Below are 22,518 nucleotides of genomic sequence, written 5' to 3'. Positions count from 1 at the left end.
CTCGAGCATCATCTCCGACGTCCCTCCTGCCACGGTCAGCCCCGGGGCTTCGCTGAGGGAGACTCCCAGTTCGACGCCGGCTGTGGGCAGGCCGTCGATCCGTTCGACGCTGCCTTCCCAGCGCGGGGTGATGGTTTCGGTGCCGGAGAAGACCTCTCGGACCGACCACACCAGCGCGGCGACGCGGGCGGTGAGTTCGCTGGTCCACCATTTCGCGGCGGCGGCCGCGGCGGTGGCGTCCTCTCCTCGGGCCAGCAGGTCCACGCAGCGCCAGGTGAGCAACCGGGCCGCGGACAGGTCCGAGCGCAGCCGGTCGACCTCGGGCATCGCCCGTGGCGGCAGTTCGAACCCGGTCAGCAGGGTGAGCCAGCGCTGGGCGTGCCCGTAGAAGTACACCCCGGTCCGTTCGACCGCGAGCGCCTCGTTGACGATCTGCCAAGCGTCGCCCTCGGCTCCGACCAGTGCGCTGGCGGTCAGCGGGGCGTCGTCGAACACGATGCGGTTGAACGTTTCCGGGTTGAACCCCGCGACCTCGGCGATCCGCACTCCCTCGGCGCGCAGCGGCACGAGGAAGAGGCTCAGGCCCGCGTACTTGCTGCGGCCCTCGGAGGTCCGGGCCAGGCACACGCCGTAGTCGGCTTCGAAGGCCCCGACATTCCAGATTTTCTCGCCGGTCAGCCGCCAGCCGTCGCCGTCCCGGGTGGCGCGGGTGCTCAGCGAGGCGAGGTCCGAGCCGGCTTCGGGTTCGCTGTAGAGGACGACGAACAGCCGTTCCGCGGCGGCCATCGGAGGCAGGAACTCCGCCTTCTGCTCCGCGGTGCCGGCCGCGAGGAGGGTGGAGCCGGCGTTGTCGACGGTGTTGACCCGGGCGCTGTCGGGCACACCGGCCAGCGCCATCTCCTCGGCGACGATTGCCGACTCCACAATGGACAGTCCCAGGCCCCCGTACTCGGCGGGCCAGTCGGGCGCGAGCCAGCCGCGCTCGCCGAGCCCGCGGTAGGCGAGGTCGGAGTGCCGCCACGGGTGTGCGCGCCGGGTCCTGACGAGGTCCTCTCGGCAGTCGACCCGGAGGAACGTCCGCACGTCCTCGCGGAGCCGCTCCTGTTCGGAGGTGAAGGTGAAGGGCGCGGTGAACATGATCTCTCCTAGTTTCCGGCGCGCGGAGCCGAAACCGGCGCGGGGCCGGTGCGGGCCGCGAGCATGTCGTCCAGCCAGCCTTCGAAGCCGTCGAGGCCGGCGGTGCCGAGGAGGGCCAGTGCGTGGCTGCCGACGATGAACCCGTCCGCGCCGCGCGCGGCGATCTCGGCGACGTCGCCGGGCGTGCGGATGCCGAAGGCGGCATAAGCCGGCAGGTCCGGCCGTGCGTCGTGCACCGAGTCCAGGGTCCGTTCGAGCCCGTCGCCGAAGTCGCCGCGAGAGCCGGTCTCCCCGCTCAGTGCGCAGTAGACGAACCCGTCGCCGTGGTGGAGGACCTCGGTGTCGGCGAGGCCCTCGGCCGAGGCGCGGACCGTGGGCACCAGCGGGATCCCGTGGCGGCGTGCGGTTTCGGCGTACTCGGCGAACGGCTGGGCGTCGTGCTCGCACAACAACCCGGAGCAGGCGGACAGCACACTCGTGCCGGCCCGCCAATCGCCCGGGATCGGCCAGGCGGAGCGGTAGACGATGCCGACTGCCGCCGGCGCCCGCCGCAGCCAGTCCCGCAGCCGCGGCGAATGCGGGTCAAGGTGCTCGCCTGCGAGGGCGATGGCTTCGGCCACGACCCCGCCGGTGCTCCCGGAGAACTCCGGTTCGGTGAGGACCGGGAACTCGAGGAAGTCGATCCCGCGCGCTGCCGCCGCTTCCGCTGCGGCCAGGCTGACGTCCCAGGTCGGATACCCCGGGACGAGGTAGAGCCCGAACCCGAGCCGATCCCGCGGGGCGGCGGCCGCGCGCAGTGCCGCGGTCATGTCGGCTTTCCCTGCCGGACAGCGGTGATGCGCCGCACGCGCAGTGCGCAGTAGGTCTCCCACAGCGTCGACTCGTCGTGCGCGCTGTAGCCGCCGTCCGGCCGCGCGCACTCGCGGACTGCCGAGCCGAGTGCCTCCCACCGCCAGGGAAGGCCCAGAAGCTGAACCGTACGGGCGCCCCAGTAGGCGCTGGCCAACGACCAGGCGGGTTCGGCAGGCCGCATCTTGATGTGGCCCCGGCCGTCGTCGCACGCGGTCGCGAAGCCGGCGTGCCGTTGTGCGGCGAGTTGATCGTCGTCGGCGCCGAGCCACTGCAGGATCGCGACGGCGCAGTAGGTGCGTTCGATGTCAGCGGAATGGCCCGGCTCGAGTGCGCATCCGCCGCCGTCGGCGGTGCACCGGCCGAGGAACTCGCGGACGGCGTCTTCGGCAGGCCGGTCCAGCCTGAGCGCGAGGATGAGCAACGATCGGATGCCGTAGAACAGGTCGTCCATGTCGACGCCGACGGAGCCGTCGCGGACGAGGCTCGAGGCGACCCAGGCGCCGGTCTCGGCGGGGGCCGGCACCGCGATGCCGGCGAGCTCGTGCAGCCGCAGCGCGTAGTAGGTCGCGCCGAGGGAAAGCTCGCCGCCCCGGTGCATCGCGTAGGCGGGGCCCCGCCGGGCGCCGGCGACGAATCCGAGGTCGGCGGCTTCGGGCCCGGATCCGGTCAAGGCGAGGACCTCGGCGCCGAATCTGGTCGCCTCGAGGCTGGGCCGGTCTTCGTCGGTTTCGACCAGCAGACCGGCGCTGTCGCGACAGCGGCCGACGAATGAGGCGGGCTCGGTCATGATGGTGCGCTCCTTCCGGTCGGTCATCCGGGCGCGGACCCGAAGATCTCGTTCTGCGGCGGGAAGCTCTGGTAGTCCAGGGACGCGAAGCCGTAGCTGTCGGGCAGCTGTTGCGGCGCCGGGGCGTGGAACAGCAGCGAGTCGGCGAGCATCCGGCTGCGGCCCGCGTGGGCGTAGGCGGCGTAAAGCTCCAAGGCGCGCCGCTGGGCCTGGGGCACGGTGACGGGCGGGCCGGCCACGGAGAAGTCGTCGACCTCCTTGAGCACGGCCATGCCCAGGCAGAACGTCAGCAGGTCCTGCAGTTCGGTCGTCAGCACGCCGTTCGAGCGCACGACCCGGTACGGCTTGGGCATGGCTTCCAGCACGTCGCCGGCGTAGATCACGAAGTCGGCCACGTCGGTGCCCGCGACGTCCAGCTCGAGGATGCTCGGGCTCAGCAGGTAGTTGAGGTATCCGAAGATCCTCGGGTTGCGGCTGAAGAAGAACAGGCACGCCGCCTCGTCCTCCGGTACGGCCGCCGGGTCGAGCTGCCCTGCCAGGCGGGACATGACCGTGCCGTAGCACCCCGAGTCGACCAGAGCGACCCGTCCGGGCCGGTACTGCTCGCCGGTGCGCAGGCCGAGCACGTCGGAAAGCGTGCCGTGGTCGCTGCGCGAGGCGTGGGCGAGGCGGATGTCCAGCCCGGACGGCGTCTTCTGGTGGAGGCGGCGCGCGGTCAGGTAGGTCGTCAGCATGTCGCGCGCCAGGAACAGCAGATGCCCGCGCTGGCGGTGCGTGCACCAGCTGACGGTCCAGTGCGCGAAAGAGATCCACGGAAGAATCCAGGGCCGGACCCGCCAGAGGAACCGTTCGGTCGCGGCCCCGATCCCCTCGGCCAGGCTCGGCGCCCTGCCGGGATCGACGGCATGGCAGACCTGGGCGATCTGGTTCTCCGAGAGGTCGCCTTCGGCTCGCATGGTGGCGACGAACCGGTCGAGTGCCTCGTACATCGTCGGTACCGGGCGGCCGGCGGCGGCCGCCCAGCAGTGGATCCAGTGCTGGGCGGTGTGGGCCCAGTCGGTCGCGGCGGTGTCGGTGTCCGGGGTGGGGCAGCGGGAAATCATCGACGTGAGCCAATTCGGGATGTCTCCGACGAGGATGTGCCGGTCATCGGTCAGCAAGGTCACGGTGGTCTCCCTCGGCTTCGCCTGCCGGTCTGTTGTCACTGCGCACGGGCGGTGGTCGGGGCGAAGTCACGCCCGGTGGTCGGCCGTGATGTGCTTGAGCCGGGTGTATTCCTCCAGCCCGTAGGCGGACATGTCCTTGCCGTGGCCGGACTTTTTGAATCCGCCGTGCGGCATTTCCGCCGGCGCGGTGAGATGCGTGTTGATCCACACGGTGCCGAAATCGAGTCCGGCGCTCGTGCGCAGGGCGCGACCGTGATCGCGGGTCCACACTGATGCGGTCAGGCCGTAGTCGACCGAATTGGCGGCGGCGACGGCGTCCGTTTCGGTGCCGAAGCGTTCCACCGTGAGCACTGGGCCGAAAACTTCCTGTCGGGCGATCTCGTCGTCGCGGGCGACATCGGTGACGACGGTGGGCGGAAAGTAGTAGCCGGGCCCGCTGTGCGCCCGGCCGCCGGTCGCTACCGCGGCGTGGGGCGGCAGCCGTTGGATGAAGCCGCCGACGCGATCGCGGTGTGCCGCGCTGATCAGGGGCCCGCAGGTCGCGGTGGCGTCCCCGGGCGCCCCGATCCGGATCGCCTTCGCTTCTTTCACCAGCGCTGAAACAAGCTCGTCGTGCCGGCTGTCGTGGACGAGCACTCGCGTGGCGGCGGCACAATCCTGACCGGCGTTGTAGAAGGCGGCCGCGGCGATTCCGGCGGCTGTGCGTTCGACGTCGACGTCGTCGAAGACGATCACCGGAGCTTTGCCGCCGAGCTCGAGGTGGACTCGTTTGAGCGTCGCTGCCGCGGCGGAAGAGACGTCGATGCCCGCTCGGACGCTCCCGGTCAACGAGACGATCGACGGGACGGGGTGGGCCGCCAGGTGCTGCCCGGTCGAAGAATCGCCGCAGACGACGTTCAGGACGCCGGCAGGCAGGACTGCGGCCGCGAGGTCGGCGAGCAGCACCGTCGACTCGGGCGTCAGCTCCGAAGGCTTCAGGACCACCGTGTTGCCCGCGGCGATCGCCGGCCCGCATTTCCAGACGGCCATCATCAACGGGTAGTTCCAGGGCGTGATCTGCGCGCACACGCCGACCGGTTCCCGTCGGACGCCGGAGGTGTAGCCGGTTTCGTATTCGGCGACCGCGCGCCCTTCGAGGCACCTGCACGCTCCGGCGAGGAACCGGATGTGGTCCAGCAGTTGGGGCAGCTCTTCCCGGGACATCTGCGCTCGCGGCTTTCCGGTGTTGCGGCACTCCGCGTCGACGAGCTCGTCGGCGTGATCGGAGAGAACGCCGGCCAGATCGAGCAAGCTCTGCTGCCGCCGGCTCGGCGTGGCCGATGCCCAGCCGGGAAACGCCGCGGCGGCCGCGCTCATCGCGGCATCGACGTCGGCGCCGCCGGATCGAGGAGCGGTCGCGTACACGACCGCATCGCTGGGGTTGCGGATCGGGAGCCGGTCGCGGCTCTGCGATTCGGTCCGCGTGCCTCCGACGACGTTGCTCAGTGCGATCATCGTTTCGCCAGTTCGGCCAAGGGAGTGAAGTCGCGGGCCGCGATGAAGGGCGGCCGTCGTTCCGGTGCGGCGAACGGCTCGACCAGGGTGTTCTCGACGCTGTTGAACACCACGAACAGGTTCGAGCGCGGGAACGGGGTGACATTGCCGTTCGACCCGTGCAGGCAGTTCGAGTCGAACACGGTCGCCGAGCCCGGTTTCCCGGCGAAGCACTCGATGCCGTGCTCGTCGCTCATGCGGGTGAGGGAAGCGCGGTCGGGCATGCCGACCTGGGCTCCGGGTTCGTGGCGTCGCAGCGAATCGTGGAAGTAGCCCGGCGGGGTGGTTCCGCAGCAGGTGATGAACTTGGCGTGGGTTCCGGGCATGATCATCAACGCCCCGTTGAACGGGTAGTTCTCGGTGAGGGCGACAGAGATGCTNAACGCGCGCGGCCGCGGCATTCCGTCTTCGGCATGCCAGGTTTCGAAGTCGGAATGCCAGTGGAACGGCCCGCCGTCGAAACCTGGTTTGCAGTTGATCCGGCATTGGTGGACGTAGACCTCGGAGCCGAGGATCTGCCGGGCCATGTCGACGACCTTGGGCTGGACGAGGATTCCGCGGATCTCCTTGCTCAGCAGGTGTACTTCGAAGATCGACCGCACCTGTCTCGTGTCGCCCTCGAAGGCGACGCGTTCGTCTTCCGCGGCACGGAGTTCGGCGCCGAGCCGATCGAGTTCGTCGAGGCAGGTCTGCACTTCGGCGCGGTCGAAGAGGTGTTCCAGTGCGAGGAAGCCGGTGCGGGCGTATGCGTCGAGGCTGGGGTCGGCAAGGGGGCCTGGACGGTCGCCCCATACCGCGGGGTCCGGGCGTTCGAGGATCTGCGGGGTATCCGCTGTGCGGGTCGGGTAGCGGTCGGCCAGCGTCGAGGTCATCGCTGGTTCCTTCCGTCGTCGGTGTCGGTGTGCGGAGAGTTCTCCGGCGCGCAGTGCGGGGTGGGCGCCGGCACATCGAGTGCGGGGTTGCCGTCGAAGAAGCCGAAGGGCTTGAGCTGGAATCCGACGGTCGTGACGGGCATGACAGGCCAGTCCTCGGGCCGGACCACGTGGTGGTCGCCGAAGGTGTACCAGACGACGACGTCGGTGTTGTCCAGGGGACGGTCGGCTTTCGCGTACTCCGGGAGGCCGTCGCCCGGGTGCTGGTTCGGGTAGTCGCCCCCGGCGTACAGCTGTGCCGGGTCGTACGCGGTCACCCACAGGTGTTTGTAGGCGAATCCGGCTCGGCGATGGGCTTCGGTTCCTTCGGCCTGGATCGGGAGCACATTGGCTCCCGCGGCGAGCTTGTAGCCCACGGGCTCGCCGAGTCTGTTGCGGACGTTCGGATTGACGATCAGCCAGTGCCGCCCGTGCGCGGGGTCGATGGTCCGTTGTGCCTCCCGCTCGGTGGCCAGCAGCGTTCGGCGGGCCAGCCACGCGTGTCCGAACGGGTTGTCCTGAGGCGGGGCGAGTTCCGAATTGACCTCGTAGACCGAGTTGTCGTTGCCGTTGACGCACATGTCCAGCCGGACGTTGAAGAAGTGCTGATGGTTCGGGCCGTACAGGCCCGGCGCGACCAGCGTGCCGTAGACGGGTTTTTCGCCGGGGGCGACGGTGCCGGTCGAGATCATGCCGGTGAGTTTCACTTCGAACTCGATCGTGCCGTCGAGGTAGAGGTACCAGAAGTAGCCGTACTGGTAGTTGCCGAGCGCGGAGAAAGTCGACACCACGAGCCGCCGGGCACGGCGGGTCACGGCGTCGCCGGTGCGGAAGTCCGTGTGCTTCCAGCCGACGCCGTAGTCTTCCTCGTGCATGCAGATGGCCTGGCGAATGGTGATCGGCTCGCCGCGGTCGTCGTGGACGACGACGTCGAAGTAGGTGATGTCGCCGAGGCAGTCGCAGCCGAGGCTGAGCGAGTTCACCATGTACCCGGCGCCGTACTCGCCTTCGTCGAACGCCTGCTTGTGGCTGTGGACCAGTCCCGGGTCGCCGTACGGCGTGAAGATCTCCGACAAGGCCGCCCGGTGGACGACCGGCCGCGTCCTGCCCTTCTCGGAAAAGCCGAGCTGGTGCAGCACGAGCCCCTCACGGGGGGTGAATCCCAGTCGGAAACGCCATTTCTGCCATTCGACGGCATAGCCGTCGACGCGAAAGCTGGGCCCTTCCGGCTGCGCGAGCACGATCGGATGCAGATCGTCGCGCACCCGGTCGACCGGTGTCCAGTTGTCCTCGCGGCCGATGAGGTCCTCGGTGTAGTTTCCGGCGTGCGGCGGCAAGGGCGGCCCGCCGCGGTCCTCCACGTCCACGACCGACATCTCGTCCAGGTCGACCAGCACGCGCAGGCCGTCGACGGGGCGCGCATACGGGTTGTCGCCTTCGCCGTCGAGAACGAAAGTCAGGGCGTGCGCCAGCCGGCGGTCGTCGAAGCGGCCGTCCTCCCGATGATGTCCGACCGTCCAGGCATCGACTACCGTTTCCTCGACGTCGGCCACGCCGCGGTCGTGCAGCGCTGAGCGCCAGCGTTCGTCTTCGCGCACGACAGCCTTGCAGGCCATGAATTCCTCGAGCGTGATCGCCGGTTGCACGTCCGGCACTTGCCGCCAGGAGGTGATCTGGGAGCCGGTGAGGGACACGGTGGCCTCGTAGCTCGTCTTCCGGTCGGGCTGACGCAGCACGATGAACGCATCCCGTTGCGGGCAGGGCTTTTCCGGATAGGCCTGCACCGCGTGCTTGGCCGGTTCCAGCAGCGTGATGCTGACGAACCGGGTGCGGTCGTTCACCTCCGGCCGGGTGCGAACCATCCTGGTGACACTGCGGATCTCGGCCGCGGTGAGCGGGTCGAGAGGATGACCGGATTCCGCGATTTCACGACCGCCGGTTGTGGCGTACGACACCGAAGTCACAACACACTCCTTGGGGGCGTCGAAGACGGCGGCAAGCCGGAATGCCTGCTGTTTAAGCAATTCCGTCGCGCTGGCGGAGTGCCGCCGCAATCTGGGATGTCGACGACATTAGTGCCGGGCGGTGCCCGTCGCGATCACCTCAGCGACCCGTCATGTCCAAGATGCGTACGGCCCGCGGTCCCTCAGATGGCCAGGAGCACGATCGCGGCGCCGGCGCCGACGAGGCCTGCTACTTGCGAAGGCCGCAGTTTTTCCTTGAGCAGCAGGATTCCCAGCACCACCGGGATGGCGGGGTAGAGCGAGGAGAGCACGACCGCGATCGCGAGAAGTTGCTGGCGGGTCGCCAAGGTGTAGAGGACGATCGCCGCGGCGGCGACGATTCCCGTCAAGGCGGCCGGCAGCAGCAGCCGCGGACGAATCCGGAATCGGCCCGGTGTCGCGAGCACGGCGGGGAAGAGCGTGAGCGCGGAAAGCAGTCTGCTGATCGCGATCGGCCACATTCCGGCAGACGGGTCGACCTGACCGAGCGCGATGTTCTGCAGAGCGAATCCGATTCCGGCGAGGAGTCCGTCGAGTGCTCCGTTCGCGGAGCCGTTGCCCTTGTCGCCGCCTTCACGGGCGATGAGCCACAACGCCGGCAGCGCGACGACGATGCCGCCCCACGCGGGCAGCGACGGGCGATTGCTCAGAAGGACCACCCCGGCGAGCACGGGAAGGGCGACCCCGCCGACGTCGCTGAGCGGCACCACGACGCTCATCCGCCCCCGGCCCATGCCGCGATACAGGAACAGCACCCCGGTTCCGGTGCCGATCCCGGAGAGCGCACCCCACAGCAGGCTCGGCGCGTCCACGTGCGGCGCGGCGACCACCAACGACGCCACGACCGTCGCGAGCAGCCCGCTGACCTGGCCGAGGAAGCCGATCAATGCGGCACGAGAGCGCCGCGACAGCAGACCGCCGGAGAAATCGGCGAGGCCGAAACACAAAGCCGACAGCAGCGCTAAGACTTCACCCACGCGCGCGCATCCGGTCTTCCGGCGCGAACGGTGCCAGGGGGCCGGCCGGAGTGCGGCTGCGGTGACGGGCGGTCATGGTTCCTGCATAGTGCTCGCCCGGCCGTCCCGCAACCGATCGCACCTGACCATGACGGCGATCAGCCGAAAAGCTCGCCCGCACGCCGAAGCGTGTCCGAAGGAGCTTCGTCAAACCGGTCGCGATAGGTCGCCGCGAAACGTCCGAAATGGAAGAAGCCGTGCCGTCGCGCCACTTCGGCAACGGTGACGGCGTCAGGGACGCTGACCTCAAGATCTTGCCGCGCTCGGCGCAATCGGACGTCTCTCAGATAGTTGTGCGGGGTGATGTCGAGGTAACGGCGGAAGCCTCGTTCGAGAACACGCACGCTGACCCCTACCGCGTGCGCCAGGCTGGCGACCGAGTGTTGATGGTCAGGGCGGCTCTCGATGAGCCGGGTGGCTTCCCGGATCGCCCGTGACGGCACCAGGTCCACGCTCTCTTGGAGCACATCCCAGTAATTGTGCCGATGCGATACGAGAAATGTCGTCATGATGGCATCCTCCACGGAATCCGCTGCCGCGCGGTGTTCGAGGGCGCTGCTTCGGCTGTCGAGCGACTTCACGAAGAGTTGCACTCCGTCGTGCCAGCCGCTGAGCGGCTGGCTTGCGGTGTCGAGCGGGCCCTCGAAAGCCAGCGGTTGCGGAAGGGCTTGCCGGAGCAGCCTGCCGAGACGTCGTTCCAGGCTCGATCGATCGATGCCCACGATCAGCTGCGCACAATCGCGCGACCAGCTGATCTCGGNCCCAGCCCCGCCGCTCGCTGACCAGCGTCCGCGAGCGGCTCGCCTCGACCGTCGAACGCCCCGAGCAGGAAAGCCACACCAGGAAGAGGTTCTCCGAGTTGGTGAGACGCATCCGAAAGGGCTCCGCGCTGCTGACGTAGGAAATCGTAAGATTTCCTGTTGTTTGTGAGTGAATTCGAATGCCGGGTGCCGGTGTCTCAGAGCAAGAGCAGAACTCGACGGCGCCGCAAATGCCGGACATGCACGTCCGGGCCTCGTCGAAACCGCCCGAGTCGATCAGCACGAAGTCGCCTAATGGCCTGCGCACACCGATCTCCCTTACGCCTCGTGCTCTCTGGGCCCGCAGCTTGCTGTCCCCGCCCGTTCCTGCAAGTGCTGGCCGACGTCCGTCGCGGCGTGACGGCGCTTCATGTTCCGGTATAGCAACGACACCTGATCGAGACAACGCCTGCGGGGAATACTCTTCCAGAAGCCCACCTGCGTCACGCCAGGTGACCGCGCCTATCCAGTTTCTGCGGTTTTAAACACGCCAATTCGGGTCTGTTTCTCACGTTGCCGCTTGGCGCGATATTCGTCTGGACGGTCTTCCTCTGCGGTTGCCGCCCGAATAGCGTCGCGTCTCGCTATGCTTCAGCTGTGTCTCGTTGCGCAGGGTTGATAAAGATCGAAAAGCTTGTGCGTGGCGCGATGATCGCGCGGATGGAGGGGACGATTTCAGAAGGCGGCAGCCGGCGGAGCCGGTGACGACGGCGATGGCTGGCCCGCAGCGGCCGCGATCGTGGCTGCCAATCCCGGCGTGGCGCAGGAGTGTGCGCGGCCTACAGGTGCGATGGCGACAGGTGGCACCACGCTGGCTGCGTCCGCGTAGGGCAGACGTGCGAGGATGCGGCCGACGTCCGGCTCCGGTCCTCGACAGCGGACGACGGCCGCAAACGCACCGCTCGCCAGCTGTCCCCGGGCGGTCCTTCACGCGCTGAACGCAGTCCCGCGAAGAGAGCCGGATCGTATTGGCGGAGGCAACCATGGCTGTCGTGAAGTACCTGACGGTGACCCCAGCGGACGTGGTCGCTGAGCGTGCTGCGGACAGCGAAGACGCCGACGTGTTGTCGCGTGTGCTGCAGGGCGAGGTCGCCGGATGCGTGCACGAGTTCCAGCTGTCGCCGCGCCTTGTGGTGGTGCACCGGGAGCTGGAGGGGAAACCTGAGCCGGATCAGTACAATGCCTATGCCACGTCGGCGGCGGGGCTTGCCCGATTGCGGCAGGCGCTCTACGTCTTCGCGGGTACGGTCCTGTTCATCGGTCGCGCGCGAGCGGAGTGGACGTCCGTCGCGGACGCTGACGCGTCTCGTGTCCGAGAGTTGGTCGCAGCCGTCACGCTGGCCGCGAAGGAACGAGTGTTCGCTCGTGCCCGTGTGAACAAGCTGGACGTGTCCGGCCGGGAGTGACAGCTGGAACGCCGTTTCGGCCTGGCGGGTGCCCGAGGCCCGCATTCCGGGCGGTACCAGTGCGCTCGTGGCGGCGTTCTGTACTGACGCGCGGTCCTGTCGCGCCGCGTGGTCGGCGAGCATCCGTGCGAGACTGCGGCGTGCGACTGCTGGACCTCCGCTGCGGAGCGAGCAGGTCGGGATGGCTTCGGCCCCTGTGGGCGGTCCTCACGGGTTGAGGTGTCGGACTTTCACGCGACCGGCGAACGCGTTGACGGTTCTGGAGGGAGCGACGGTCTCTGCAGAACCCTGTCCTGGTCCGGCGGCTTGCATGCAGGTCCAGAGCCCGGGTCGCCGCGTCGCACAGCATCAAATCTCGGCACCGGTGAACGCGTCGGCTCTCCCTCCGCACGTCGACGTCGTGGTCCGGCGGTTGCGTGTCATGCAGTTCGCGGTCGACGCGGTGTGTGCGAGCGGGGCGGCATGCGCTGCACGGAGGAGGGTACTTCTCGGGCAGCGGAAAGTGGGTGTAGTGACCGGTTTCCGGGATCCGGACCGTGCCGGTGCAGGCTGCGCAGATCCAGTCCAGTTCCATGACCCAGTCGACGTCGACAGGCTCACCGAGTTCCAGCGTGGTCCGGAACTGCTCGGGATCGCTCGCGGTGACCGTGAAAGGGAAGTCGGACCCCCGGACGGGTGCAACCGCGGGAACGCCGTCGAGATCCAGGACGAACCGACGCGGTTCCGAGACCTGGCGGACGGAGGAGACGCTCGTCATCGGTCGTGCCGGCGGCGTGCCAGCACGACCGGCCGCAAGCCTGCGAGAACGACCGCCTGGGCACCGCGACCCTCGACGAGGACCGTCAAAGCGTCGTTCCAGCCTTGCCAAGCCGCGAAGCGCGGGCGGTCGTGGAGATCGAAGCATCCCTGCCTGCTCACGGGTTTCGGTTCAGGAGGCGGGGGAGTGCGCTCGGCCGGCGCAGCAGCGTCGAGTGATGCTACGAAATCAGGAGAGGGCTGCTGGACGGTGACGACGAGCGGCGCGCCTGCCCGCTTACGTAGACGTCCGCCGCCGACAGTGCCGATCTGGACCGCGGTGCCTTCGACGTGCGCCGCGACATTGCGCACCTCGCCGGCGCGACTCCGCGCGGTCGTTCGCCGTGCGATCCGGCTCCTCGTTCACAGGCCCTCGCCGAGATCCTCAGATCCTGCCGCTCGCGCCGCCAGGAATCCGGTCGCGGCGTCCGGAGATCCTCGGCTGCGCGGGGCGCGTTCTGCCCCGTTGCCGGTGCAGCAGGCCGACCAGGTCGGCGCCGGGCTGGCTCAGCTCTGTCAGCGGCAGGGGAGCGAGGAAGTCCCGGGCGGGGCCAGGTGCCCGCGTTTCGCAGCCAGCGTCGCAGCGAACAAGCCGTCCGCGGTCCCGACTTGGCTCTCGACGCCCGCGAGCGCGGCGACCTGGTCGACAAGCTGCTCGGCGAGGGCGGTTTCGGAGCCCGCGAACGCGGCCGGGCCGGCGACCGGGAGCACGATCATGCCCGGTCGGACGATCTCCAGGTCCGCGGCGACAGTCTCGACCGCCCTCGCGACAGTCTCGAAATGTCGCGCGTCGCGATCGGGATCGTGGCCGAACACCACCAAGTTCGGGCATCTGGACTGGGCTTCGCGCCGAGCAGGCGACGACACGGTTGGCGAGAAAAACCGCCGCCGGAGCACCGACCGGGAGCCCTGCCCGCGGCCACGACAGGCCAGTCCGGGCACCAGAGCGCGAGCAGTCGCTGTGAGGGTGGACTGTTCATCAGATGCAACACCAGGTCCCGCTGCGCGGGGATCTGCGCAGGTGCGTGTCCGTCACGGCGTGACCACCGTCATCGCCGGGCGGACAGGGTCGCTCGGCGCGTCATCGACGGCGGGCCCGGCGGGCTTGCGTGGCTGCCCCGCAGGCGGCGGCCGGATCGGGGATGCATGCCCATCTTTGCCCGGATGTGGCGCAGGGGAAACACGCTCCCTCAGGCTGAGCCCGATCTGCATGACGAGTGCCAGTGCGGTCAGGCGATCCCGCTCCGCGGTGAGCAAGTTCGTACACCACCTGACCCGCTTGTTCGCAGCACTCCGGCCGGCGTTGTGTACCGCGAACGAGACGAGGATGCCCGCCGATCCGAGCACTGCGATGACAAGCGTGGGTCGTCCTGGTCCGTTGCTACGGGCTTGCGAGCGTCTTGATCAGTTCGGCGTAGCCCTGGACGAACGGAGTGAGTTTGTCCTTCGGCAGGCTTTCGGGGGCGAGGGCGAACATTCCGCTCGTCGACTTGATCGCCAGCCACCGCAAGCTGGTGAGCTGCAGGTCGTCGTACGTGTTGCCGGTGAGCATGTTCCACGCCAGGTCGAACACGGTCTGCTCGGCACCCCCGTGCCGAAGGGCGAAGAAGTTGGCGAACCTCTTCGTCGGTCCGTCGCCGCCGAGATAAGTTCGTACCGCGTCGGTGATCTTCACGCCGTTGCGAACCGCGGTGCCGACGAGGTAGCCGTCGACGTCTTCGATCAGGTCGTCCAGGGTGAACGTGGACGGTACCGTGATCTTCGCGAGGCGATCTTTGCAGAAGAGGTACCCGGAGGCGTACTCCTCGCTGTGCGCGCGCCATTCGCCGTAGAAGGTGCACAAGTCTCCTCCCCAGCCACCGAAATCGCCGCGACCCGGGACAATGCCAGAACCACCGCCCTTGAGCAGCACGGCGTTCGCAGTAGCGCCGAGGTGGTCGAGATCGATCGAAACGCCGCCTGCGGTATCGTTGAAACGGTCGAGCTTCGCTGGGCCATTGGCCTGCGCGTAGCTGATCCAGTCACGATCGACGTCACCGATCAGGGTCTGCCAGCCGTCATAGAGATCGACATAGTGTGGGTAGCGCAGGTACTCCAAGACCCGCAGGCTGGGATCCCCTCTATTGTAACGGACAGCAGCGGCGAACAATTCGTCGATGTAGCGGAACACCCGATCCAGCGCGGAGTCACGGCCGTTGACGTTCTCCGGGCCGGCGCCACGGTCGCTGCCGGCTCGCGGGTTCATGACATCGCGGTCCCAGTCGAAGGTGTCGCCGCCCGCGCTGAAGCGGATTTCCTTGATCTGGTTGAACGACCAGTTCGACGGCAGGGGGAAACCCAGGTTCCCGGAGAATCCCCAGGACATGCCGGACACGAACGAGAACCTGGTGTAGGCGTGGCTGCTGACCTGCGCACACACATTGCGTGAGCCGTACACCCCTGGAATGTAGCGTCTGCCCATGGTGCCCAACCCGGCTTGAACGCCGAGAAAGTACGGCACAACGTTGCTGGTGATCTCCTCGCCGGTCGCGTCGTAATCCACCGCGAAGTAGATCACCGTGCCCGCGTTGAACCCATAGCCGAGCGCCCGGTCGTGTGCTCTTCTCGCGTGTTCGTGGCCCTGGGCGTAAGTGAAGTCCTCGAGCCGTCGTGAGTTGTACTGCCAGATCGGGAAAACCCTCATGTCCCCGGCGAAGATTGCTTCCAGTTCACCGGGCTGGATTTCCTTGTCGAGTGTGCTGTCCGGTGGCTCGTCGAGATACCGGCCCACCACGTGGTAGCCGGCCGCCTTCAGAGCCTTGGCCCGATCCACGCTGATGTGGTGCCGGGTGTCGCCTGCTCCGGCCGGGCGGTCCTGGTCCCCCGTCGAAATCAGCAGTTGTGCCCAGGTCGGGTAGTCTCCGCGGCCGCTGGATTCAAGCGCGGAGAAGACTTGAAATGCCTTGACCCACTCGACGAGTTTGCCGTCGAACGTGCTCTTGAACGCCGTTGACGTGTTGTCCACCGTGCCGTTGAACACGCAGGCCGCACTGAAAAGCTGCACAAATATTCCGGAATCGCCGAACTGGAGAGGATGATTGCGCAATCCAGCCTTTGTCGCTGGGCCAAAATTTCCGTTGACATCGCTCTCGGGGATTCCGAACTCGTACTGCAGTGCTTTCACCAGTGCTTTCTGGACGTCGCGAGAGTATAGGCCATCGCAAGGTCCTATGAAGTAGGTCGACTTCCCCGCGTAACTGCCGTTGAGCCACTGCTGAATATGGCGGATCTGCTCGGTTCCGCCAGCGAGAAGAACATAGGCGTCCATTGTAAATATGGCTTTGAATAGCTTCGGATCGACAGTTCCAATGAGGTTTCCGACTCCGGTATCGCTCCTGAGCGAGTTTACCGATTCTGCTGTGCTGGCATCGTATCGGCCGTAGGTGTCTCCACCCCAGTAGCCCTTGCAGAACAGGGCGTGCTGCGCGATTCGAATGATATTGTCATTGGCAAAACCAGGGCCCAGCGGTCCTTTTTCCGCAAGCTTGGACAGGGTCAGCGGGCCTACGGCGTCGGTCAAATCCGCGATACCCAGCTCATGTTGCAAGGCCCGGGTCAACGAGTACATGGTGCTCCAGGCGGGGCGGCCGTCCTCTGGGCACCGTCGATATCCGGCGACCGCCCCGTATGTCGCGTTTACCCACTTCTGCGCTTCCAGTACCTTCGGATCTGCCATGCTTCACCCTCCTGATGCGACTTGCCCTTGACGCGAATATGATCGCGCGGTCGGCCTGCTTTGAGGTCACTGTCGCGCGGTCGGCTCGTCCCCCATTCTCCTGCCCGGTGGAGAATGATCGGTCTTTGCATCAGATCAGCACCACGGTAAGCTGCTATCCCTGCTCCAGCTTTCCTCGTCAAGGAATACATCGCTCACGTACACGTTGCGATGGCCGGTGTCATCGTCGGTTCGCAACCACCAATCGCTCTCTCGGGCATTGTCGTGGAAAAGTTCGCCTTTTGTGCGGCAGTGGAAGTAGCTTTTTCCTGCTCGCAACGTGCCCGCATGCGAGGACGCCTTGGAATCCGGTGACCAGTGTGTCCACTGGGAAACAATCATAGTCAGATAGATCTTGGCGAACGCCGAACTTTCTGATTGGGCTGCGTTCGCGGTGGGTGCGGCCAGCGAGAGAGTCGCCAACGCGGCGGCGACGGCTGATACTATACGCAACTTCATGCTTATTTCCTTTCGCTGTTGAATAGGCTTCGCGTGAACGCGGACGATTCGGTGCGCCCCTGAATTCATCGTTCGGGTGATTGTCGGAAGACCGGAACAATCATGTTCGAGCCCTCTGGGGCTTACAGCGTGATCCCCGTTCTAGCCGGGCACCCGCGGCTCAGTTCGCGATGAGCGTGTCAGGCACGGCGGTCAGCCGAGGGTCGGCGTAGCGGTGACCGCAGGCACCGTGCCAGAGCCCCGATCTGACAGCGTCGTCATACTGCGGAGGGCGGGTCGCGCCGGCGGGCTCTGTTGAAAGGGTTGCCTGGGCACCGCCGCTCCTGTGCGCGCGAATGCCGATACTGTGGCACTCTGGGAAATGTCACGGCGAGTTCCTTTGCGGCTCGAGGCTGGACAAGCGGTTGTCGCGGTATCTGGCGAAGCGGGGCCGAGCTGGAAACAGCTTGAGGAGCAGCGTCTCCGCCGGGCGCATCGCTGGTGGCCAGTGTCAGTTGCTGAGATACATCCGCCCGTCGTACCTCGCTCCTGGCCGGAACACCCAGCTCGGGTCCCTGGACGTGACCATTGCGGCCGAGGTGATCGACAGCCTTTTCTTCGGGGTGCCGAAGGGGCCGCACTGTATCCAGGCGCGTCCGCCGTCTCTGGACCAGTCCATCCACACGTTGTCGACGGTCCAGCCCCAGAATGTGAATGCATGGATCGCGGCGTAGCCTCTCCTCTTCCCCTTGATGTCCGCGAATCCGTTTGCCGCGGCCGGCTGGCCAAGCAGGAGTCCGGTCGCTATCGGTCACCCGAGAGCCACGACGGCCACCAGTTGGTTCACCCGCGCCGAGATGCCGGGCCGTCCCCTTCGAGTGTCCCGTAGTAGTAGCCGTCTCCCCGGTGCTTGCCTGACGGGTCGACCGCGTACCAGGCGCAGGTCGCCAAGACATGCTGCCCGAACCGCACTGCGTCGTTGGACTCGGTGAGGCAGTAGGAGTAGGTCCGGATCGGACCCCACCAGGCCCCGATCTGCTCGTTGGCCGGGGGAGTGGTTGTGGCAGCGGCGTGTGCGGAGAAATTATGGGCAGGGTCGGCGTTCCCAGGCGAGGTGCTTGCTGCGGCACTCGCTCCGCTCAGTGCGAGGGCGGCAGTGGACACGGTCAGGGCTATTCGCAGGTGATGCATGATTTCTCCTGGTTGGCTGGTCGGCGAGGCCTTCGTGTGCTGTCCGGGTTCCGGCGACAGGGCTGCCCTTTCTGCGCCGGGAACGCCTCGCGCGGCTTCGACTGGGAAATGTCGGAGGACGTCGCTCGCTGTCCCGCTCTCATCCTTTGCCGTACCGTGCCACGCCGGAAGGCGGATCTGCGGGCGTTGTGGTCATGTGGGCCGCTGAGGCTGACGGCCCGGTTGCCGATCTTGTGGTCAAGGGGAGCAAGGAGATGTCGCACGTCCAGTGGGAGTTCGACGCGACAAGAACCGACGCCGCGCTTCTATGGAGGGTTTTGCCATGTCGACTGAAACCTTTCTTTATGTCTCAATGTCATCGCGGGCCGAAATTGGTCTTCCCTGCTTGCGCTGCCGCTCGATCGGGCTGGGCGGCGGACGCGGCAGTCGGTGCCGCTGCAAGGTCGAGCCAGGCCATGGCTGTCCCGTCGGCGATCTAGGCGGCGGCGCGACAGCGCAGTGTCTTCGACGGCACGGAGGTGGTGGTCTCCCCTCGGTAACTGTCCGGGCGTGATTCGGGATAGGCCGCTGCGCGGAACCTGGTTTGCTCGGCAACGTCGGCGGCCGGGTTCCAGGTTTAGCTCACCGCTGTTGTCCTGTGTCGCTCCGCGTCGCACCGGACAACAGGCCCGGACAAACGCGTCGTGGTCCAGCCAGGCAGCGACCGCAGAAGGAAATGACGCATAAGCGCTGGTCGGCAGCGCGGCGACCGGAGAACCGCTGCTCGGCTAGAACAGGCTCGGGTGCAGGGGGTTGGCGGTCGGCCGGATTGCTCCGTGCGGGTTGTCCGCCGGACAGCCGATGCGCGGCCGGCCACCGTTCTGCGATCCTCAGTGACGGGGAGGGGACGCGATGCCGCGTGCTGAACAGCCGTTGCCGGCGGACGGCACGGTGCTGACCGGGTTCGCGCGGGCGCTGCGCGATGTCCGTACCGCGGCGGGGACGCCGACGTACCGGGCGCTGGCGAAGCGTGCGCACTACTCGTCCAGCACCCTGGCCGAGGCGGTCGGCGGGAAGAAGCTGCCGAGTCTCGCGGTGACGGTGGCGTTCGCGGAGGCATGCGGCGCGGACAAAGCAGAGTGGGAGCGACGCTGGCACGAGACCGCGTCCCGGCTCGCGGCGGAGTGCCAGTCACCCCCGATCTCTCGTGAACGCTCGGACGACGACAGCGCGGCTCCGTACCTGGGACTGCGTGCCTACCGGCCCGGTGACGCGGCACGGTTTCACGGGCGGGACGAGTTGTCCGCTCAGCTCCGTGCGGCGGTCGCGGACCGCCGGTTCGTCACTGTGGTCGGTGCCTCGGGGGCGGGGAAGTCGTCCCTGTTGCAGGCGGGCTTGATCGCGCGGGCGGATGGTGCCCGCGAGCCGGTCATTGCCGTGACGCCGGGACGGTCCCCGGTGGAGGAGATCGCGGTCGCGCTGGCCGCGGTGTCCGGCGGGTCGGCGACGGCGTTGCGCCGGGACATCGTCGGCGATCCTGCCGGGCTGCACCACGCCGTACGACAGCTGTTGGCGGCCCGCGAGGCTGATGGTGATCTGCTGGTGGCGGTGGACCAGTTCGAGGAACTGTTCACCGTGTGCCAAAACAGCACCGAGCGGACGGCATTCGTCGCTGCGCTGATCACTGCCGCGACCGCCGAGACCAGCCGCGCCCGTGTCGTGGTGGGGTTGCGCGCGGACTTCTACGCGCATTGCTGCGCTCATCCCGAATTGGCGCAGGCGATGAACGGTGCCCAGGTCGTGGTCGGGCCGATGACCTCCGAGCAGCTGCGCGCCGCGATCGCCGGGCCTGCTGCTGCCGCCGGGCTCAGCGTGGAGAGCGCGCTGCTGGCCGAGGTGACCGCTGACGCGCTGGGCGAGCCCGGGGCGCTGCCTTTGGTGTCGCACGCCATGTTGCAGACGTGGCGGCGTCGCCGCGGCACGGTGCTGAGTTTGAGCGGTTATCAGGCGGCGGGCGGGATCGCGCACGCGCTGGCGCAGACCGCCGAGACCGTGTTCACCGATCTCGGCCCGGCACAGCAGCGTGCGGCGCGGGAGCTGTTCATCCGGCTCACCGCTCTGGGCGAAGGCACCGAGGACACCAAACGCAGGCTGCGCCGCAGCGAACTCGACCTGCCCGACCGCGATCTCGAGACCGTGCTCGACAAGCTCAGTGCGGCGCGGCTGATCGTGCTCGGCCACGACACCGTCGAGATCGCCCACGAAGCTCTCATCCGCGGCTGGCCCCGGCTGCGCGGATGGCTCGACGAAAACCGCGACGGACTACGGCTGCACCGCCGCCTCTCCGGCGACGCGAGCGACTGGACAGGCCTCGACCGCGACCCCGGCACGCTCTACCGGGGTCTCCGCCTGACCGCCGCCTCCGACTGGGCCGGCGGCGGGGATGTCCGGCTCACCGCGCTAGAGCGGGAATTCCTTGATGCGAGCCGGGCTGCCGAAAAGCGCGAGCAGGCTCGGCACCGGCGGCGCACCCGGCAGTTGCGCTGGCTCGCCGCCAGCTTGGCCGTGCTGCTGGTCGCCGCGCTCGCGGTCGCGGTCGTGGCCGTGCGCCAGCGCGAACACGCGCTCGCCCAGGAACGCACCGCGACCTCACGGCAGCTCGCCGCCGAAGCACGGACCCAAGCCGGACTGGACCCGGCCGCGGCGATCCGGAAGAGCCTCGACGCCTACCACGCCGAGCCGACCGTCGAAGCCCGCAGCGCGATTCTCAGCCTCGCGTCCCATCGTGCCTACCATGCGCTGCTGCCCTCGTCGTCCAAAGCCAGAGTCGGGGTCGCGCTGAGCCCGGACGGGCGGTGGCTGGCCGCGCCCGGGGGCGATCTCAGGCTCACGCTGTGGGATGTTCCCGGCCGGCGCCGCGTGGCGGTGTTCGGCGCCCCGTTCGACCGGGTCTCCGCGGTCATGTTCAGTCCGGACAGCCAGCGGCTGGCAGCCGGGACGGTCGACGGCCATATTCACATCTGGCACCTGGCCTCCCGCACGATCGCGGCCTCGTTCACCGTTACCGAGCCCGACACGGCCGTCGCCGTGCTCCGCTTCAGTCCGGACGGGCGGCTGCTGGCTTCTGCGGATCGACGCAACCAGGTGAAGCTGTGGGATACCGGCGGACGAGGCACCCCCGTCACTCTCGCCGCACAACACGACGGGCCGGACCTCGCCGGCAACCCTGCCGTGGCATTCAGCCCAGACGGTGCCCTGCTCGCTTTTACAGACGCCACCGGCGCGCTCGCGCTCTGGGACCTGCATACAGCCACCCGCGCGGATCCACTGCCGGCGCCGAGCGCGTGGACGAGCTCCGCAGACTTCACATCCGACGGGCACACTCTCGTAACCGTCAACCGCGCGTCAGCGGCGATCCGGCTCTGGGACGTCACGACCCGGCGGCAGGTCGCGGAGCTGGCCGGCGACTCGGTCCCTCAGAACAGTGTCGTGGTCGATCGCGCCAATGCACAGCTAATCACCGTCAACGTTCGCGGCACAGTCGACGTCTGGGACCTCGGCCGCCGGACACTCCTGGCAACGCTCGCCAAGAACGTCTCACTGACCGGGTCGGCGGCGGTCAGTTCCGACGGGAAAACCATCGCCGGCATCGTCGGCAACGGCGTCGCGCTGTGGGACCGCACGCATCTCCCGCTTCTCGGGGTTCCTCCGGTTACGACCTCGTTGCAGGTCAGCGAATCCGGCAGGACTGTACTCGCGGGAGGCAGCGGTTCGCCCACCGTCATTTGGGACACCGGCACACGGCAAGGCCGAGTGATCGCAACAGTCCCCAGGCGCGACATCGTCAGCGGTCTCGCGGTTCTCAGCCCGGACGAGAAAGTCGTCGCGTTCAACGACAACGGTCGCATCACCGTTCTCGACGCGAGAACCGGCTCGGCCCTTGTCGAGGTGCCTCGCACCTCAGACTTGATGTACGCCAAGTCGTTCGACTTCAGCCGGGACTCCCGCACCTTGGCCGTGGCGATGCTGAATGGCGGCGTCTGGCTATACGACCTCGGCGCACGGCGGTACGTGCGCAACGTCGCCGAAGGGATCGACGCGGCGAATACGCGCTACAGCCCGGACGGGCGCATGTTCGCCTTTACCAGCGAAGGCACGACGATCAACATCCTGAGCGCCGATGGCTACAGCCTGATCAAGAAACTGAAGGTCGTCGATAACCCTGGCGAGGCGTGGCCGGGGTACAGGTTCAGCCGCGACGGATCGCTGCTGGTTTCCAACGACAACATGCTCACCGTCTCGGGAAAGCTCCTCATCTGGGACACTGCGACCTTCGCGAAGAGGGCCGAGTTTTCCACTCCCGGCACGGCAGCGAGTGTGCCGTACTTCAGCCCGGACCGCCGCTACATCGCCACATTCGGCAACAACGACGCCGTGACCCTCTGGGATGCCGCCACCGGGACCCGCTGGGCGACTCTCACCGGCCACGCCGGAAAGATCACCGGGATCTACTGGAACGGGACCGGCGTGCTCGCCAGCAGCAGCGAAGACAACACCGTCATCCTGTGGAACACCGACGTCGACGACGCGATCCGGCAACTCTGCGACAACATCGAGCGGGACTTTCCCGGCACGGGCACAACACCCGCGATCTGCTCGGCGCATCGGGAACGCGGGCGGAACTGAGCCGTTCGGGCAGCAGACGCTAGCCACCCAGCCGAACGAGCGGTGGATCAAGAAGATCGCGGAG

The 22,518-nt window shown here is 67.6% G+C and carries 15 protein-coding genes; 2 read left to right on the top strand and 13 right to left on the bottom strand.

Annotated elements, in window-relative coordinates; all coding sequences use genetic code 11:
- The 9 genes from A4R44_RS30625 to A4R44_RS52090 form a co-directional block, all read right to left on the bottom strand.
- Positions 1 to 1,137, bottom strand: a 1,137-nt coding sequence (locus A4R44_RS30625; RefSeq protein ID WP_067588454.1) for an acyl-CoA dehydrogenase family protein, incomplete at its 3' end; no start/stop codon positions are given.
- Between the two features lie 8 nt (positions 1,138 to 1,145).
- The gene (locus A4R44_RS30620) at positions 1,146 to 1,946 is read right to left on the bottom strand and encodes a tryptophan synthase subunit alpha (RefSeq protein WP_067588452.1); all 801 of its coding nucleotides are present in this window, start codon (positions 1,944 to 1,946) and stop codon (positions 1,146 to 1,148) included.
- On the bottom strand, positions 1,943 to 2,776 hold the full coding sequence (locus A4R44_RS30615; RefSeq protein WP_157905043.1) for a prenyltransferase/squalene oxidase repeat-containing protein: 834 nt from the start codon (positions 2,774 to 2,776) through the stop codon (positions 1,943 to 1,945). The genes A4R44_RS30620 and A4R44_RS30615 overlap by 4 nt, the downstream gene beginning before the upstream one ends.
- A 23-nt stretch (positions 2,777 to 2,799) precedes the next feature.
- On the bottom strand, positions 2,800 to 3,942 hold the full coding sequence (locus tag A4R44_RS30610; protein ID WP_067588448.1) for a hypothetical protein: 1,143 nt from the start codon (positions 3,940 to 3,942) through the stop codon (positions 2,800 to 2,802).
- 66 nt (positions 3,943 to 4,008) lie between these two features.
- On the bottom strand, positions 4,009 to 5,436 hold the full coding sequence (locus A4R44_RS30605; RefSeq protein WP_067588447.1) for an aminobutyraldehyde dehydrogenase: 1,428 nt from the start codon (positions 5,434 to 5,436) through the stop codon (positions 4,009 to 4,011).
- Positions 5,433 to 6,347, bottom strand: a complete 915-nt coding sequence (gene thpD, locus A4R44_RS30600; protein ID WP_067588445.1) for an ectoine hydroxylase — start codon at positions 6,345 to 6,347, stop codon at positions 5,433 to 5,435. The genes A4R44_RS30605 and thpD overlap by 4 nt, the downstream gene beginning before the upstream one ends.
- Entirely contained in the window at positions 6,344 to 8,350 is a 2,007-nt protein-coding gene (locus tag A4R44_RS30595; protein WP_232791851.1) for a primary-amine oxidase, read from the bottom strand. Before A4R44_RS30595 ends, thpD begins: the two co-directional genes overlap by 4 nt.
- Before the next feature lie 182 nt (positions 8,351 to 8,532).
- Entirely contained in the window at positions 8,533 to 9,366 is an 834-nt protein-coding gene (locus A4R44_RS30590) for an EamA family transporter (protein ID WP_067588441.1), read from the bottom strand.
- Positions 9,367 to 9,503: 137 nt separating this feature from the next.
- The gene (locus A4R44_RS52090; protein ID WP_304456050.1) at positions 9,504 to 10,319 is read right to left on the bottom strand and encodes an AraC family transcriptional regulator; all 816 of its coding nucleotides are present in this window, start codon (positions 10,317 to 10,319) and stop codon (positions 9,504 to 9,506) included.
- A gap of 869 nt (positions 10,320 to 11,188) precedes the next feature.
- On the opposite strand from A4R44_RS52090, the gene A4R44_RS30580 reads away from it, so the two are divergent.
- Complete coding sequence (locus A4R44_RS30580) at positions 11,189 to 11,611, top strand: hypothetical protein (protein ID WP_067588437.1); 423 nt, start codon at positions 11,189 to 11,191, stop codon at positions 11,609 to 11,611.
- A gap of 1,311 nt (positions 11,612 to 12,922) precedes the next feature.
- On the opposite strand, the gene A4R44_RS30570 is transcribed toward A4R44_RS30580, so the two are convergent.
- The 4 genes from A4R44_RS30570 to A4R44_RS48375 form a co-directional block, all read right to left on the bottom strand.
- The gene (locus tag A4R44_RS30570; RefSeq protein WP_338080414.1) at positions 12,923 to 13,225 is read right to left on the bottom strand and encodes a hypothetical protein; all 303 of its coding nucleotides are present in this window, start codon (positions 13,223 to 13,225) and stop codon (positions 12,923 to 12,925) included.
- A gap of 562 nt (positions 13,226 to 13,787) precedes the next feature.
- Complete coding sequence (locus A4R44_RS30565) at positions 13,788 to 16,121, bottom strand: glycoside hydrolase domain-containing protein (protein WP_067588433.1); 2,334 nt, start codon at positions 16,119 to 16,121, stop codon at positions 13,788 to 13,790.
- Between the two features lie 135 nt (positions 16,122 to 16,256).
- On the bottom strand, positions 16,257 to 16,619 hold the full coding sequence (locus A4R44_RS48380; RefSeq protein WP_157905041.1) for a hypothetical protein: 363 nt from the start codon (positions 16,617 to 16,619) through the stop codon (positions 16,257 to 16,259).
- Positions 16,620 to 17,441: 822 nt separating this feature from the next.
- Complete coding sequence (locus tag A4R44_RS48375; protein ID WP_143132617.1) at positions 17,442 to 17,789, bottom strand: hypothetical protein; 348 nt, start codon at positions 17,787 to 17,789, stop codon at positions 17,442 to 17,444.
- A gap of 891 nt (positions 17,790 to 18,680) precedes the next feature.
- Here A4R44_RS48375 and A4R44_RS30555 point away from each other — a divergent pair.
- Positions 18,681 to 22,454 carry a cytochrome D1 domain-containing protein gene (locus A4R44_RS30555; RefSeq protein ID WP_067588429.1) on the top strand — a complete coding sequence of 1,258 codons (3,774 nt, stop codon included), beginning with the start codon at positions 18,681 to 18,683 and terminating at the stop codon, positions 22,452 to 22,454.
- Positions 22,455 to 22,518 lie beyond the last annotated feature (64 nt).

It is taken from the genome of Amycolatopsis sp. M39, assembly GCF_001651785.1.
In the GTDB taxonomy this organism is placed as follows: domain Bacteria; phylum Actinomycetota; class Actinomycetes; order Mycobacteriales; family Pseudonocardiaceae; genus Amycolatopsis; species Amycolatopsis rubida.
This window is presented reverse-complemented; position numbering and strand designations above follow the sequence as displayed.

Coding starts and splice junctions, on each gene's coding strand:
- A4R44_RS30620 (WP_067588452.1), bottom strand. CDS start 1,946: ATGACCGCGGCACTGCGCGCGGCCGCCGCCCCGCGGGATCGGCTCGGG.
- A4R44_RS30615 (WP_157905043.1), bottom strand. CDS start 2,776: ATGACCGAGCCCGCCTCATTCGTCGGCCGCTGTCGCGACAGCGCCGGT.
- A4R44_RS30605 (WP_067588447.1), bottom strand. CDS start 5,436: ATGATCGCACTGAGCAACGTCGTCGGAGGCACGCGGACCGAATCGCAG.
- A4R44_RS30580 (WP_067588437.1), top strand. CDS start 11,189: ATGGCTGTCGTGAAGTACCTGACGGTGACCCCAGCGGACGTGGTCGCT.
- A4R44_RS30565 (WP_067588433.1), bottom strand. CDS start 16,121: ATGGCAGATCCGAAGGTACTGGAAGCGCAGAAGTGGGTAAACGCGACA.
- A4R44_RS48380 (WP_157905041.1), bottom strand. CDS start 16,619: ATGAAGTTGCGTATAGTATCAGCCGTCGCCGCCGCGTTGGCGACTCTC.
- A4R44_RS48375 (WP_143132617.1), bottom strand. CDS start 17,789: ATGCATCACCTGCGAATAGCCCTGACCGTGTCCACTGCCGCCCTCGCA.
- A4R44_RS30555 (WP_067588429.1), top strand. CDS start 18,681: ATGCCGCGTGCTGAACAGCCGTTGCCGGCGGACGGCACGGTGCTGACC.